Genomic DNA, 13,792 nt, shown 5'->3' on the forward strand with positions numbered 1-13,792 from the left:
TTAGGCAAAGGTGATGTTGTGGTCGCGCAGCGGCACGGAACGGATGCGTTTGCCGGTCGCCGCGAAATAGGCGTTGAGCACCGCCGGTCCCGCAACGCCGATGGTCGGCTCGCCGACACCGCCCCAGAAACCGCCACTCGGCATCACGATCGATTCCACCTTCGGCATCACTGCGATACGCATCGAATCGTAGGTATCGAAGTTTGTCTGTTCGACGGCACCATCCTTGACCGTAATGCCGCCATAGAACAGTCCGCTCAGGCCGTAGACGAACGACCCGGCAATCTGCCGTTCGATCTGGGCCGGGTTGACGGCATAGCCGGGGTCGGTCGCCGCGACGATGCGATGCACCTTGATCTTGGTACCGTCGGTGACGGAGATTTCCGCCGCCGCCGCGACGTAACTCCCGTAGGAGGCGAAGTGCGCAAGTCCGCGGTAGATGCCTTGCGGCGGCGTGGCGCCCCAACCGATCTTCTCGGCTACGGCCTCCAGCACCGCAAGATGCTTCGGGTGGTCCTTCATCAACTTGCGCCGGAACTCGAGCGGGTCCTGGCCCGCCGCGTGTGCCAGCTCATCCATGAAGCATTCGACATAGATGGCATTCTGGTTCACGTTCACCCCGCGCCAGAAGCCCGGGATGATGTGCGGGTTGCGCATCGAATGCTCGATCAGGAGATTGGGCACCGAATATCCAAACGGTGCATCGCCCTTGGCGTTGAGGCCGGCGAAGGTCGCCGGGTCCATGCCGTTGACCAACGCCTCCGGCCGCAGGCTCGCCAGGATCGACTGGCCGGAGATCCGCATATGGAATGCCGTCAGATTGTTGTCGGCATCGAAGCCCGCGGTCAGCTTGCATTGCGTGACCGGATGGTAGCGGCCGTGCGTCATGTCCTCTTCGCGCGTCCACAGCAGCTTGATCGGCGTGCCCGGCATCTGCTTGGCGATCAGCACGGCCTGCCGCACATAATCGGTCTGGCCGCGCCGGCCGAAGCCGCCTCCGAGCAGCAACTTGTTGACGTCGCATTTCTCGGCCGGAAGTTCTGACGCTTCCAGCACGGCGGCGAAGGCCGCCTCGCCATTCTGCGTGCCGCACCAGACCTCGCATTTGTCGGCCGTATAGAGCGCGGTGGCGTTCATCGGCTCCATGGTGGCGTGGTTCTGGTAGGGATAATTATAGACGGCCTCGACCGTCTTCGCCGCACCGGCGAGTGCAGCTTTGGCATCGCCATTGGAATTGCCGACATAGGCCGGACCACCATCGAGGCCTTCGGCCAGCCACTTTGCGATCGAGGCGCTGGAGACCTTGGCGTTCTCGCCTTCGTCCCAGACAATCGGCAGCGCATCGAGCGCGGTCTTGGCGTGCCAGAACGTGTCGGCCACGACCGCAACCGCGGTATCGCCTACCTTCACCACTTTCTTCACACCCTTCATGCCGGCGATCTTGGCTTCGTCATAGCTCTTCAGCTTGCCGCCGGTCACAGGGCAATCCTTGATCGCGGCATTGAGCATGCCGGGCAGCTTGACGTCGATGCCGTAGACGGTGGTGCCGGTGACTTTGTCCGGCGTGTCGAGCCGTTTCACGCCCTTGCCGACGAGCTGCCAATCCCTGGGGTCCTTCAGCTTGACGTCGGCCGGGGGCGTCAGCCTGGCCGCGGCTTCGGCGACCTTGCCGTAGGTCGTCGTCTTGCCTGACGGGGTGTGGGTGATGATGCTGTTGGCGGCCGTGCATTCGGAGACGGGCACTTTCCAATCATTGGCCGCGGCCTGGATCAGCATCATGCGCGCGGTGGCGCCGCCTTTGCGTACATAATCGTGCGAGGCGCGGATGCCGCGGCTGCCGCCGGTCGAGTAATCGCCCCAGACGCGCTTGCGGGCGACGTTCTGGCCCGGCGAGGGAAATTCGGTGGCGACCTTGGTCCAGTCGCATTCGAGTTCCTCTGCGACGAGTTGGGCAAGGCCAGTCAGCGAGCCCTGACCCATCTCGGAGCGGGCGATGCGGATCACCACGGTGTCGTCGGGTCGGATCACGACCCAGGCATTGACCTCGGGCGAGCCGTCAGCCGCGCGAACCACGGTAGGACCGCCGAACGGCAGGTCGAAGCCGATCGCGAGGCCGGTGCCCACAGCGGCGGTGCCGATCACGAAGGCGCGGCGGTTCATCTTGGGAGCAACGTGCTTGTTCATGGGCCGGCTCCCTTACGCGCTTGCGATCGTGTGGATCGCCTCGCGCACCTGCTGGAAGGTGCCGCAGCGGCAGATATTGGTGATGGCCTCGTCGATGTCGGCGTCGGTCGGCTTCGGCTTCTCGCTCAGCAGCGCCGCCACCGCCATGATCATGCCGCTCTGGCAATAGCCGCATTGCGGAACGTCCTGAGCGATCCAGGCCTCCTGCACCTTGTGCAGCGTGGCGCCAGAGGCGAGCCCTTCGATCGTGGTGATCTTCTTGCCCTCGGCCTCTGCAACCGAGATCCCGCAGGAGCGAGTGGCGACGCCGTCCATGTGCACGGTGCAGGCGCCGCATTGCGCAATGCCGCAGCCATATTTGGTGCCGGTCAGGCCGGCATTCTCGCGGATCGCCCAGAGCAGCGGCGTATCTGGCTCGACGTCGAGCGTGAAGTTTTTTCCGTTGATTGTTAGGTTTGCCATCGCAAGTCCCTTGATTGGCCCATCCACCGATGGACTCAGAGGCGCAATGTGTCCGGCAAACTGGAACCTTTCAAATCAACAGTCTGAGGGGTCGCCACGAAGATTTCCGCGGTGGCGGGAAGATTATCGATCGTGCGGTGTTGTGCGCGCTTTGGGATGGCCCACGAAGGCTCGCGCCGGATGAGCAATTGCTGGTTCCGGTCGTTGCCGCCGGAGCGGCCGCAGCGCAAAATCAGGCCTGGCTTCCTCCGAAATTCAGGGCTGCGACTGTGTGCCGCTCGCTTGACAGCGGAACAACCTGGGGGTGATCGTTTCCGGGACAACAGCGGGGCGCCATCGATTGCGGCGATCAAGATCGGCATTGCGACGAGAATAGCTTTTTCGGGGGTGCGGCATGTCAAGGAAGGTGATCGGCTGGTCGGTCGCGGCGTTCGTCGCGATTGTTCTTGTCTTCAACTATCTGCCCTCGCTAGTCGCCGACTCCATCTACAAGAATGTCGACGACATCACCGATGGCGAGATGCCCGCCACCGTCACCTCCTTTGACGCGGGACCGGATATCGTCAGCACGATTGGTGGCAGCGGGGAGGGGTTGAATTGCAGCCTTCCTGCCCTGACCAACGTCTTCTTCGATGGAAGCAGGGATTCCAGGGGCAAGCGTCATCTCGTCCTGCAGCGCTTCCGGCAGGCCTGCGTGTTCCATGACCTCTGCTACCGCCACGGCCTCGCGACCTATGGCTATAACCAGAACGATTGCGACCGCATCCTGCAAAATGCGGCGTTCCGGCTGTGCACCTATATTCGCAACGGCAGCGGGACCGGCAGCGCTGCGCGCTGCCAGACCGATTCGAAGATGGTCCTCGCAGGCGTCAGCATGGGTGGCTACAACGCCTTTCGCGGCTGGGATCGATCGACCTATTTCGAGTTCGAATCCGATCCGTTCCGCTCGAACGGATTCCAGGCGAGCCGCGTCGTGGATCATCCGTTCAAGGCCGTGGATCCGGTCAAATATCGCGACGATCCGGACCAAGTCATCCTGTCGTTCGAGAACGTTCGATCCGACATCGCCGTAACCTGCATGACTTGCGGACAACTTCCGGTGTTCGAATACACGCAGGATCCGAACGAGGTCGACGCCGAGCTGCGCTCGGTCGGCGTGACGAAACTGCCCGAGGCATTGCTCAAGCGCGAGCCGATGCTGTCGGAGACGGTGCCGATCTGGCTGCCGCCGCGCCGTCATCATGCCGCGCCGCATTTGCTGGTGGACAGTGCGGGCAAGCATCATCTGATCTGGATGAGCCGCAACAATCGGCAGGACACGATGTCCTGCATCGTCGGCGCGGATGCCGCGCGGCTTCTCACCAATACGCTGCCTCGGCGGGATCTCTGCTCGAAAGATGCCGGTTCCTCGTTGAGCATGGTGGAGGTCGACATGTTCGCGACGTCTCCGCTGCCGATGGAACTTCCGGGCGCGAGCGACCCGATCTACGCGACCGCCATCAGTCCGCAGAAGACGATCGACAATGATCTCAGCTTCTGCTCGCGTTCGGCATCGAGGCCGATCGATCAAACCGGTCATGACGACCAGTCCAAATGCATCCGCTTCTCCGGGGACGACGTCAGCAAGGGCGCAGCGCTCGGCGCGTTCCAGGACTTTCCGGTCATTCGTCCCGGCCAGCAGATCGTCTTCGCGCGGGATGTCGACCAGCGGACGAACTCGCCGCTGACGGCGATCTGGCAGCGTGTGCTTGGCGATACTTTCTCTCCAGGTGGTGCGCTGCTCGTGATCGACGTCGCGCCACCGGCCACGTCCAAGGGACCTGCGTTGGCCAAGCTGAAGAAGATCGTCCGGTTCAATATCGACGATCGCTTCGATCCGATGATGCCGATCACGCGCAAGATCGACGATCTGCGTTTCCTGAGCCTGGAGGCATCGAAGCAGACCGTGCGCCTCCGGACGATCGATTTCGCCAAGGACAATCCCGCCGTCGGTACTGTCCGGCTGACGATGGGTGCCAAGGACCTAGATCTGGATCGCTCCTGGGCCTCACGGCCCGTGATGGTGCTGGAGACCCGGGATGCTCAGCCCAAGACGAAGCTGGTGTTCTCGCGCGGTGAAATCGCAATCGACCCCGACAAACCGGTCTCGCCGGATGCGACGACGGAAGCGCTGACATTGCAGACGCTGGTCTTCGAACGCGACGCCGCGGCGCCTTCGGATGCGCCATTCGTGAAATCGGCGGGGGCGGCTTGCAGGATCACCTATGAGTTTGCGCCCGGTCATGCCGACTGGCCGTGCTATCGCGCCTTCGAGCCTGATCGTTCGATGCGGGCCTCACCGGCTGCGCGAATGCAGGCCTCGCAGATGCTGATCGGGCATTTCTCGAAGAGCGCGGGCCACGCCATCGCGTTTCCCGATGCCTGCCTGAAGTCGGAGCCGATCATTCTCGCCCCACAAGGGAATACGTTCATGCCTGTGAGCGGGTCTGCGGGCTGGGCAGGTCCACCGAAGCTGCGGCGCACGATCACATGCGAGCCGCTCGATACGGCAACCGTCGTCAGCCAGCCGATCGCGCAAAAGGCGCCCTGAAGCACGGCCTGCTTCACCGCCAATCGCACAAACTCGAAAACAACCCCATGCACAGTAGAAGGGCCCTTGGAGGACAAGGGCTTTTTCAGATGTGGACGCGACGACACCTTGAATCGCGTCGACGTTGACACGTCGGGCAAAACACCGGCACGACAGCCGCCATCAAAGCTTTTTACACTGAAGCCAGCTGCGGATAGCCTCTATGAGTTCTGCCTTGCGTTCCAGCGGCAGCCAATGCCCGGCGGGCAAACTCACTACGGTAAGGTCCGGGCAGGCCGCGCGCATCGGGTCACCTTGGTGATTTCCGGTGATGCTGCAGATTTGATCGAAGTCGCCGTTAACGAACAACACCGGTTGCGACAGGCGGCCGCCATCGGGTGCCTTGCGCGCGTAGGCGATGTTGGCATCGTCGTTCAGGTACCACGCGCAGGATGGACGGAAGCCGTGAGCCCCGAACGACTGCACCAGCACGTTGAAGTCCCCCGGCGGCCAAAGAGCAGGGTCAGGTTCGGTCGGCGGGGCGCGGTGTGCGGCGCCAAAGCGCCCTCCGTTGCGCGTAACCGTGGCGTTCGGCGAAGGCTTGCCTGTCGCAGCGGGGTTGCCCGGCCGAAAGATCGACGCCAGTGACGCTGCGAGGTCTGCATCGAGGTCGGCGACGGCCGCCTCGAAGTGCGTCGTGTAGTAACGGTAGTAGTCCCATTGGCCGTCCGGATATTGGTCGGCCGGGTAAATCGTTCGGTCGACCAGTGGGACGATCGTGCGCAGGGCGTGCCCGTCGGGTTGATACGCGAGCGAGGTCAGCACGACGCCGCGGCTGCGCTTGGGCTCATACGCGGCGAGTTCACCAACCACAACACAGCCCCAGTCGTGACCGATCCAGATCGCAGGCTTGCCGCCGAGGTGGTCATGCAGTTCCGCCATGTCTGCCACGACGTTCTCGATGGTGTAGGCGTCATTGTCCGCAGGCGTGGAAGACTCGCCGTAGCCGCGCAGATCAGGCGCGACGCAATGCCAACCGTCGGCGGCGAACGCATCCATCTGAGCGCGCCACATCAGACCGATGCTCGGCCAGCCGTGGACGAAGATCATCAACGGTCCGTCGGTCGGCCCGCATTCGATGTAATGCGTTGTCTGACGAGGCGAGCTGAAATTGCGTTGGTTGAGCTTTGGTCCGGCTCCAGAACTGGTCGGTCGAAGCGGGGCTGTCATGGCCGAACCAATCCGGTCGCATTCGGATGGTTCCCGAACGTGACCAGCTCCAGGCTTCGCAACGCTTCCATGCAGGTTGGACTACTGAGCGGCGGCCCCAAGTACAATCTGCAGGTGGTTGCAGCGATTGTCACAGAAGCGGAAGTCTCGCACGTCGCAGCCTCGTTTTTCTGGGGAACACACGCACGATCATTTCGGCACACCCGCCGCTCGAAATGCGTGCGCTCGATGGCGGTTCGAACCTAATCGCATTGACGAAATACGCTATCGACAGTTGCTCGCTGCCAGCATCGACGCCGCCCGTCTGCAAGAACATCCTGCAGCGCAGCTACGGAACAATATTACATCCGGGATATCCACGGAACGAAACGGTTCGTCAGTCTTTCTCTGCCGATTGGGAGGTGCACATGACTTCTCAGACCATAGAAGGCGCCTGTGCGTTCGCATGGCGGAACTACCTGCTGCTTCACAACGACATCAGCGAGAACGATACTCGGCGCTCTGCCCTCTATCGCTACGTCGTCAATCTTCGTGATACCGGCCTTCGTGATGCCGGCGAAGATGATTTCGATCTCTTGCAAATAGCGGCGGTCGCTTACTTGAAAAAACTCGACGAATTGCATGACGACCGATCTGCGAGACTCGCGGTAGATCAAATTTTGGCCGAACGTTTAGAAGCACGCAGTCCACGGTGCGCCACTTAGCTTCAGGCAAGTGACACTAGAAGGAGCGAGTAGCATGGCAGACAAATCCACTAACTCAGACCGGTTCGCGCGCGAACCACAAAAACGCATAGCGGCAGCGACAGCAATCGGCGTGAATGCCTTGAACCCAATCTTGCGCTTTCAGGTCTCAATGCTGAGGATGTGGGCCGATAGTATTGAGAGGTTCGCAGGTACTTACAAAAAGGAGTTGGAGGAAACCGCGACCGCCGTAGAGGAACAGTCAGACAAGGAACGCGCCGCGTAGATCAACGCGAATGGTCACGTGGAGTCCGGCTCGTTCGGCGTGCGTTGCGCGGCGTGCTCCCCGAACAGTCGGCTCAGGGTCAATCGCGTCGGTTTGCCCCGGTCAATGTCAGGTCCGGTTTACCCCTCATCCCCGACATCGACGCGTGGGCCGAATTTTGTCGCGATGGCCCAAAGGACTAAACCGCTCGCGCGGTAGGCGGGTGCGGCAGGCAGCGCGGTCAAGCCGATAGCACGACGGGGCGTCCTGTCTTGAGATTGAGGAGTTGCAACAACCTCACTCAAGACAGCAGCATCCCGTGACCGGCGAGGCAATGAGCCCGTTGCGCCGGCGCATGATCGAAGACATGACGATCCGCAAGTTCGCAGCCAAGACCCAACATGACTACATCGTCGCGAAGATCTGGAGGGTCGTGCTGGATGCCAATGCGCCATTGGATCATCAATGGCCCGGCTCATGTCGACATCATTGATCACAGCACGGGCCTGACCGTCACTGTCAATTCCGGCAACCAGATCGATACGATTGCCGGCTTTGGTTATGACTCGCTCGGTGTCATCGATCTTGCAAACGGCGCAGGCAATTATCACTCCGTGGCCGATATCATGAGCTCGCTGAGGAGCGATGGCCATGGCGGGACCCTGCTTGCCCTGGGCAGTGCGCCCAACGCTGGGTCGATCGATTTCGTCGACACCGCGATCAGCCAATTGCACCCATCGAACTTTGCGATCGTGTAGGACGCGGCTTGCTTGCAAGGTCGCCTTGCGAAAGCAAGTGGCGGGCTCGTTCGCTCCACGCGGGGGCGTTGCCCGATCAGAGGCACGTCAGTACCTCTGCCTCACATCCGTGCCTGGTGTTGATCCTGATCAAAGGTCGAGCCGTGGCTCGCGTCACGTTGGGCGGGATCAGCGTTCGCACTGGAGGAAACAACATGATCTTCAACGTCAGGCGTCTTGGGCTGGCTGTGGCAGTGGCCCTGGCAACCGCCGCACCATTGTCTCTGCACACTTCGTCCTCAACACTTCCATCCGTATCACTCGACCAAGCTGAAGCGAGAGTGGGCCGACCGCTGACGCCGATGAGCGTCGCGGGCGTGAACCGCAGAGTGCATCGGCGCGCCTATTACGGCGCGGCGGCGGTTGGAGCTGCCGGGGCTTACGGTGCGTACGGCTACCGCAGGGCCTGCGGATATTATCCGTATCCACCCTGTTATTGAGAGAGCGCGGGGTGACCTTGCCTCTCCCCGCAAGCGGGGAGAGGGAGAGAAGTCAAAACTGATACCGTCTCAATCCCCCATCCACCGGGATCACCGTTCCGGTGATGTAGCGCGCCATCGGCGAGGACAGGAACACCGCGAGTGCGGCGAGGTCTTCCGGCTCGCCCCAATAGCCGACCGGGATCTCTTCCTCGGCAAAACGCTCGCGATACTCAGGCGGATAGTTGCGCCGGATCTGCTCGCTCATGATGCGGCCGGGCGGGATGCAGTTGACGGTGATGCCGTGCTCGCCGATTTCGCGCGACAGGCCCTTGGCCCAGGCATGAACGGCGGCTTTCGCCGCGAAGGCGGCGTTGAGGCCTTCCGGCTCGGACTTGCCGGTAACGTTGACGATGCGGCCCCATTTGCGTTCGATCATCTGCGGCAGCAGCGCATGCGCGATGCGGCGGTAGCTGGTGAAGTTGAGCGCGATCGCCTCGTCCCATTTGCTGTCGGGCGCGTCGACCGGCAGGGGACGGCTGCCGCCGGCATTGTTGATGAGGATGTCGACATGGCCGAGCTCCTTCAGCGCGAAGGCTGAAATCCTTTCGGCCGCGTCCTTGGCCATGACGTCCTGCTCGAACGGCGTGATCAGGCCGGAGCCGACCTCCCTTGCCAGATCGGCGAGCAGGTCGGTGCGGCGCGCCACGCCGACGACGCGCACGCCTTCGGCGGCGAGACCCTTGGCGATGGCGCGGCCGATGCCGATGCTGGCTCCGGTGACGACAGCGGTTTTCGATTTCAGCCCGAGGTCCATGGTGACTCGCTCTCTTGATGGGGTCTTGCTTTTTGCTTTCGTTTCCTGCCGATCCCGCGCCGCTTACCGAATTGCCTGGGCGGGACGAGCAGTGGTAACCAAGGGCGATCTCGAAGGGAACACCAAAAAGAAAAGGCTTGGGCCATGGTCTGGGATCCGCAGCAATATCTGAAGTTCTCCGGCCATCGGCTCCGGCCCGCGGTCGACCTGTTGATGCGCATTCCCGATGTCGGCCCGCGCACGGTTGCTGACCTTGGCGCCGGCGCCGGCAATGTCACCAAGCTGATCAAGGAGCGCTGGCCATCCGCAGCGGTGACCGGCGTCGAGGGGTCGGCCGAGATGGTCGCTGCGGGGCGCAAGGCCGCGCCCGACGTGGAATGGTCACATGAAGACCTCGGCCATTGGCGGCCCGCGAAACAATATGACGTGGTCTATTCCAATGCCGCACTGCACTGGCTGCCCAATCATGCGGCACTCTTCCCCTCCGTCATGGAGAAGGTCGCGCCCGGCGGCATGCTTGCGGTGCAGATGCCGCGCAATTTCCTGGCGCCGTCGCATGTCCTGATCGGCGAGACCGCGATGGACGGGCCCTGGCGGTCCAAGGTCGAGCATCTCGTGACGCCGCCGCCGGTCGAGGGGCCGGCCTTCTATCATGATGTGCTCGCGCCGCTGTCGCAGAACATCGACATCTGGGAGACCGAATATCTCCAGGTCCTTGAGGGCGAAAATCCCGTGAAGGAATGGACCAAGGGCACCTGGCTGACGCGGTATCTCGACGTGCTCGAGGGCAACGAGAAGGCCGCGTTCGAGGCCGCCTATGGGATGCGGGTCGCGAAAGCCTATCCCAAGAATGCGGCGGGGCAGACGCTCTTCCCGTTCCGGCGGCTGTTCATCGTCGCCCAGCGCAAGGGTTAACAGCATTTCGGCGATGCGACATAAGCGCTCGCTCCCGTCCGTGGAGCGCGCGCCGGGTTGCGCCTGCGACCGCAGGCAAGATAGCCTCACTGCGGCATGGTTTCGCTGCGGCAAATTGGGCTTAGGTCTAGTTGTTCGGCTTGCCGATTGCTGCCACTACTGACCGGCAAAACCGATCTGCAAAACAAAAAAGAACCCGGTCTTCTAGGGTTGTTGGGGAGGTCCTTCATGCGCAAACTGCTCTTTGCGGTCGCCGCGGCCGCGCTCGCTTTGGCCCCTGTGGTCGCCGAAGCTCAGAGCCCGATCATCATCAAGTTCAGCCACGTCGTCGCCAATGATACGCCGAAGGGCAAGGGCGCGCTGAAGTTCAAGGAACTTGCCGAGAAGTATACCGACGGCAAGGTCAGGATCGAAGTCTACCCGAACTCCTCGCTCTACAAGGACAAGGAGGAGATCGAGGCGCTCCAGCTCGGCTCGGTGCAGATGCTGGCACCCTCGACCGCGAAATTCGCGCCGCTGGGCATCAAGGAATTCGAGGCGCTGGATCTGCCCTGGCTATTCAAGGACGAAGAGACCTATTCGAACGCGATGAAGGGCGCGGTCGGCAAATGGCTGTTCCAGAAGCTTGAGGCCAAAGGCATTACCGGCCTCGCTTTCTGGGACAACGGCTTCCACATGGTGTCGTCGAATCGCCCGCTGATGAAGCCGGAGGATTTCAAGGGCCTCAAATTCCGCATCTCCGGATCCAAGATCGCCGACCAGTATTTCCGCCTGATGGGTTCGATCCCGCAGATCATGGCGTTCTCCGAAGTGTACCAGGCGCTTCAGACCGGCGTGGTCGACGGCTGCGAGAACACCGCGTCGAACTATCTGACGCAGAAGTTCTATGAAGTGCAGAAGGACATCACCGTGTCCTATCACGCGCATCTGCAATACGCAGTGATCGTCAATTCGAAATTCTGGTCCGGCCTGCCGCCCGACATCCGCACCCAGCTCGAGAAGGCGATGGCGGATGCGACCGACTACACCAACCAGATCGCGCACCAGGAGAACGAGGACGCGCTGGCCGAGATCAAGAAGAGCGGCAAGACCACGCTGCATTATCTCAGCGATGCCGACCGCAAGGCATGGCAGGAGGCGATGCAACCGACCTATAAATGGGCCAAGGGCCGGGTCGGGCAGGAAGTGCTCGATCTCGTCGCCAAGGAACTCGACGTCAAGATGAACTGACGCGGTTTCCGGCAAGACTATACCAACGGTCGGGAGTGAGTGCGCTCCCGACCGTTTCGTATCGACAGGGGGGCTTTGATTTGCTGCGCGTGCTCAACCAGCTGCTCAATCATCTCGAAGAATGGTTGATCGCGACGCTCATTGCGGCTGCAACCGGACTGATCTTCATCGCCGTCGTGCACCGTTACGGTGCGGGCGAATCGATCAACCTGTCGCGCTGGGCGGCGGCGCATGGAATGACGTGGCTCGCATCGGCGTCGATGGCGGTGTTCACCTTCATGTCCGAGCTCGATCTGTCCTGGGCGCAGGAACTCTGCATCTACATGTTCATCTGGATGGCGAAGTTCGGCGCGGCCTATGGCGTGCGCACCGGCATCCATGTCGGCGTCGACCTGCTCGTCAACCGGCTGCCGGAGCATTCGCGCAAGCACGTCATCCTGTTCTCGCTGCTGTGCGGGGCGCTGTTCACCGGCATGATCGCCGCCTTCGGCGCCTCCTTTGTCGGCGAGATGTTCCACACCGGGCAGCAGTCCAACGACCTGGAAGCGCCGATGTGGTTCGTTTATCTGGCGATCCCGCTCGGCTCCGGCCTGATGTGCTTCCGCTTCCTGCAGGTCTCCTGGTTCTATTACTGGACCGGCGAGTTGCCGCATCATGACGAGACCCATGTCGAGGGCGTGGAAGCCGACGTCTCGCCGGCGCTGCATCCGCAGCCTGCCGGTGCGGCAACGAAAGCTGCTGCGCGAAAGGTTTCGCCGCTTGGCGTCATCCTGATCATGGCGCCGATCCTGATCTTCGCGCTGTGCCTTGGCGAAAAGACCGGCTTCATCGTGCTGCCGCACTGGATGCGCGCCGCGACCGTGTTCGCGCTGCTGATCGCGCTGATGCTGACGGGCATTCCGGTCTCGATCGCGCTCGGCCTCACCGTGATGACGTTCCTGTTCACGTTGACCGCGGTGCCGATCGAAGCCGTCTCGATGAAGCTCTTCACCGGCATCGAAGGCTTCGAGATCATGGCGATCCCGTTCTTCATCCTCGCCGGCAATTTCCTCACCCATGGCGGCGTCGCGCGCCGCATGATCAACTTCGCGACCTCGCTGATCGGGCACTGGCACGGCGGTCTCGGCCTTGCCGGCATCGTCGCCTGCGCGATGTTCGCGCTGGTCTGCGGCTCCAGCGTCGCGACCGTCGCCGCGATCGGCGCCATCGTGCTGCCGGAGATGGTCCGCCACGGCTATCCCATGCGCTTCGGCGCCGGCATTATCACGGTGGCCGGGTCGCTCGGCATCCTGATGCTGCCCTCGATCCCGAAGATTGTTTACGCCGTTTCGACCAACACCTCGATCGGCGCGCTGTTCGTTGCCGGCCTGCTGCCCGGCATCTTCCTGACCACCATGCTCTGCATAGTCACCTGGTGGCTGGCGCGCAGTCGCGACTATCCGCGCTTGGCCAAGGCGAGCTGGGGCGAGACGGTTCGCACCTTCCGCGAGAGCATTTGGGGCTTGATGCTGGTCGTCATCATCATCGGCGGCATCTATAGCGGCCTGTTCACCGCCACCGAGGCCGCCGCAATGGCCGCGGTCTATTCCTTTATCATCGCCGTGTTCGTCTACAAGGCGATCAGGATATCGGACGTGCCGCGCGTGCTGCTGCGCGCCGCCAATACCAGCGCGATGCTGCTCTATATCGTCACCAATGCGGTGCTGTTCTCCTTCGTGCTCTCCAACGAGAATTTGCCGGCCACGCTCGCCGACTGGATCGCGGCGCAGAACCTCGGCTGGGTCGGCTTCCTGCTCGTCGTCAACGTGCTGCTGCTGCTCGCCGGCAACTTCATGGAGCCGAACTCGATCATCCTGATCATGGCGCCGATCCTGGCGCCGGCCGCCAAGAAGCTCGGCATCGATCTCGTGCATTTCGGCATCGTCATGGACGTCAACATGGAGGTCGGCCTCTGCCATCCGCCTGTCGGCCTGAACCTGTACGTGGCCTCGATGATAGCCCGAATGCGCATCACCGACCTCGCTGTCGCGGTGATGCCGTGGCTGCTCACCATGCTCGGCTTCCTCGTCATCGTGACCTATTGGCCCGATTTGACGCTGTGGTTGCCGCGGGTGCTGGGGATGCACTAGCCGCCGTCGTGGTGGAGTAGGGGCGGTGGTGCCGCGCCCTCCGGCATCGCCACAGACTCGCTGTGATCGCCCGGCCAGTGCGCAATTGCGCA

11 protein-coding genes and 1 pseudogene are annotated in these 13,792 nt (G+C 62.2%); 8 read left to right on the plus strand and 4 right to left on the minus strand.

Annotated features, from left to right (window positions below; translation table 11 throughout):
- Both HYH07_RS01050 and HYH07_RS01055 read right to left on the minus strand, forming a co-directional pair.
- A complete protein-coding gene (locus tag HYH07_RS01050; RefSeq protein WP_220000697.1) occupies nucleotides 1-2,184 on the minus strand; it encodes a molybdopterin cofactor-binding domain-containing protein in 2,184 nt (727 codons plus the stop codon).
- 12 nt (nucleotides 2,185-2,196) lie between these two features.
- A complete protein-coding gene (locus tag HYH07_RS01055) occupies nucleotides 2,197-2,646 on the minus strand; it encodes a (2Fe-2S)-binding protein (protein WP_057753426.1) in 450 nt (149 codons plus the stop codon).
- Nucleotides 2,647-3,040: 394 nt separating this feature from the next.
- Between HYH07_RS01055 and HYH07_RS01060 the strand changes: the two genes are divergently transcribed.
- Nucleotides 3,041-5,236, plus strand: a complete 2,196-nt coding sequence (locus tag HYH07_RS01060; RefSeq protein ID WP_220000698.1) for a hypothetical protein — start codon at nucleotides 3,041-3,043, stop codon at nucleotides 5,234-5,236.
- Nucleotides 5,237-5,398: 162 nt separating this feature from the next.
- Here the strand turns inward: HYH07_RS01060 and HYH07_RS01065 are convergent, their stop codons facing one another.
- Entirely contained in the window at nucleotides 5,399-6,325 is a 927-nt protein-coding gene (locus HYH07_RS01065) for an alpha/beta fold hydrolase (RefSeq protein ID WP_249781096.1), read from the minus strand.
- A gap of 335 nt (nucleotides 6,326-6,660) precedes the next feature.
- On the opposite strand from HYH07_RS01065, the gene HYH07_RS36210 reads away from it, so the two are divergent.
- From HYH07_RS36210 to HYH07_RS01080, 3 genes are all read left to right on the plus strand, one after another.
- Entirely contained in the window at nucleotides 6,661-7,149 is a 489-nt protein-coding gene (locus tag HYH07_RS36210) for a hypothetical protein (protein ID WP_228749141.1), read from the plus strand.
- 34 nt (nucleotides 7,150-7,183) lie between these two features.
- Nucleotides 7,184-7,414, plus strand: a complete 231-nt coding sequence (locus HYH07_RS01075; RefSeq protein ID WP_220000700.1) for a hypothetical protein — start codon at nucleotides 7,184-7,186, stop codon at nucleotides 7,412-7,414.
- A 425-nt stretch (nucleotides 7,415-7,839) separates the two neighbouring features.
- Nucleotides 7,840-8,151 carry a hypothetical protein gene (locus HYH07_RS01080; protein ID WP_228749142.1) on the plus strand — a complete coding sequence of 104 codons (312 nt, stop codon included), beginning with the start codon at nucleotides 7,840-7,842 and terminating at the stop codon, nucleotides 8,149-8,151.
- Between the two features lie 531 nt (nucleotides 8,152-8,682).
- Here the strand turns inward: HYH07_RS01080 and HYH07_RS01085 are convergent.
- Entirely contained in the window at nucleotides 8,683-9,426 is a 744-nt protein-coding gene (locus tag HYH07_RS01085) for an SDR family NAD(P)-dependent oxidoreductase (RefSeq protein ID WP_220000701.1), read from the minus strand.
- A gap of 144 nt (nucleotides 9,427-9,570) precedes the next feature.
- Between HYH07_RS01085 and HYH07_RS01090 the strand changes: the two genes are divergently transcribed.
- The 4 genes and pseudogenes from HYH07_RS01090 to HYH07_RS36695 all read left to right on the plus strand — a co-directional run bounded on the left by HYH07_RS01090 (nucleotide 9,571) and on the right by HYH07_RS36695 (nucleotide 13,700).
- On the plus strand, nucleotides 9,571-10,341 hold the full coding sequence (locus HYH07_RS01090; RefSeq protein WP_220000702.1) for a methyltransferase domain-containing protein: 771 nt from the start codon (nucleotides 9,571-9,573) through the stop codon (nucleotides 10,339-10,341).
- 228 nt (nucleotides 10,342-10,569) lie between these two features.
- A complete protein-coding gene (locus HYH07_RS01095) occupies nucleotides 10,570-11,571 on the plus strand; it encodes a DctP family TRAP transporter solute-binding subunit (RefSeq protein WP_220000703.1) in 1,002 nt (333 codons plus the stop codon).
- 278 nt (nucleotides 11,572-11,849) lie between these two features.
- Nucleotides 11,850-12,173 (plus strand): annotated as a pseudogene (locus HYH07_RS36690) (TRAP transporter small permease); the annotation flags it as partial.
- 243 nt (nucleotides 12,174-12,416) lie between these two features.
- Complete coding sequence (locus HYH07_RS36695; protein ID WP_312016621.1) at nucleotides 12,417-13,700, plus strand: TRAP transporter large permease subunit; 1,284 nt, start codon at nucleotides 12,417-12,419, stop codon at nucleotides 13,698-13,700.
- Nucleotides 13,701-13,792: the final 92 nt, after the last annotated feature.

Origin of the sequence: Bradyrhizobium sp. BR 10261 (genome assembly GCF_019455395.1) — a bacterium.
Classification (GTDB): Bacteria; Pseudomonadota; Alphaproteobacteria; order Rhizobiales; family Xanthobacteraceae; genus Bradyrhizobium; species Bradyrhizobium manausense.

Excerpts from the sequence above, each read along its gene's own strand:
- HYH07_RS01080 (WP_228749142.1), top strand. The coding sequence starts at position 7,840 with ATGCGCCATTGGATCATCAATGGCCCGGCTCATGTCGACATCATTGAT.
- HYH07_RS01065 (WP_249781096.1), bottom strand. The coding sequence starts at position 6,325 with ATGATCTTCGTCCACGGCTGGCCGAGCATCGGTCTGATGTGGCGCGCT.
- HYH07_RS01090 (WP_220000702.1), top strand. The coding sequence starts at position 9,571 with ATGGTCTGGGATCCGCAGCAATATCTGAAGTTCTCCGGCCATCGGCTC.
- HYH07_RS01055 (WP_057753426.1), bottom strand. The coding sequence starts at position 2,646 with ATGGCAAACCTAACAATCAACGGAAAAAACTTCACGCTCGACGTCGAG.
- HYH07_RS01095 (WP_220000703.1), top strand. The coding sequence starts at position 10,570 with ATGCGCAAACTGCTCTTTGCGGTCGCCGCGGCCGCGCTCGCTTTGGCC.
- HYH07_RS01075 (WP_220000700.1), top strand. The coding sequence starts at position 7,184 with ATGGCAGACAAATCCACTAACTCAGACCGGTTCGCGCGCGAACCACAA.
- HYH07_RS01060 (WP_220000698.1), top strand. The coding sequence starts at position 3,041 with ATGTCAAGGAAGGTGATCGGCTGGTCGGTCGCGGCGTTCGTCGCGATT.
- HYH07_RS01050 (WP_220000697.1), bottom strand. The coding sequence starts at position 2,184 with ATGAACAAGCACGTTGCTCCCAAGATGAACCGCCGCGCCTTCGTGATC.
- HYH07_RS01085 (WP_220000701.1), bottom strand. The coding sequence starts at position 9,426 with ATGGACCTCGGGCTGAAATCGAAAACCGCTGTCGTCACCGGAGCCAGC.
- HYH07_RS36210 (WP_228749141.1), top strand. The coding sequence starts at position 6,661 with ATGCGTGCGCTCGATGGCGGTTCGAACCTAATCGCATTGACGAAATAC.
- HYH07_RS36695 (WP_312016621.1), top strand. The coding sequence starts at position 12,417 with ATGCGCGCCGCGACCGTGTTCGCGCTGCTGATCGCGCTGATGCTGACG.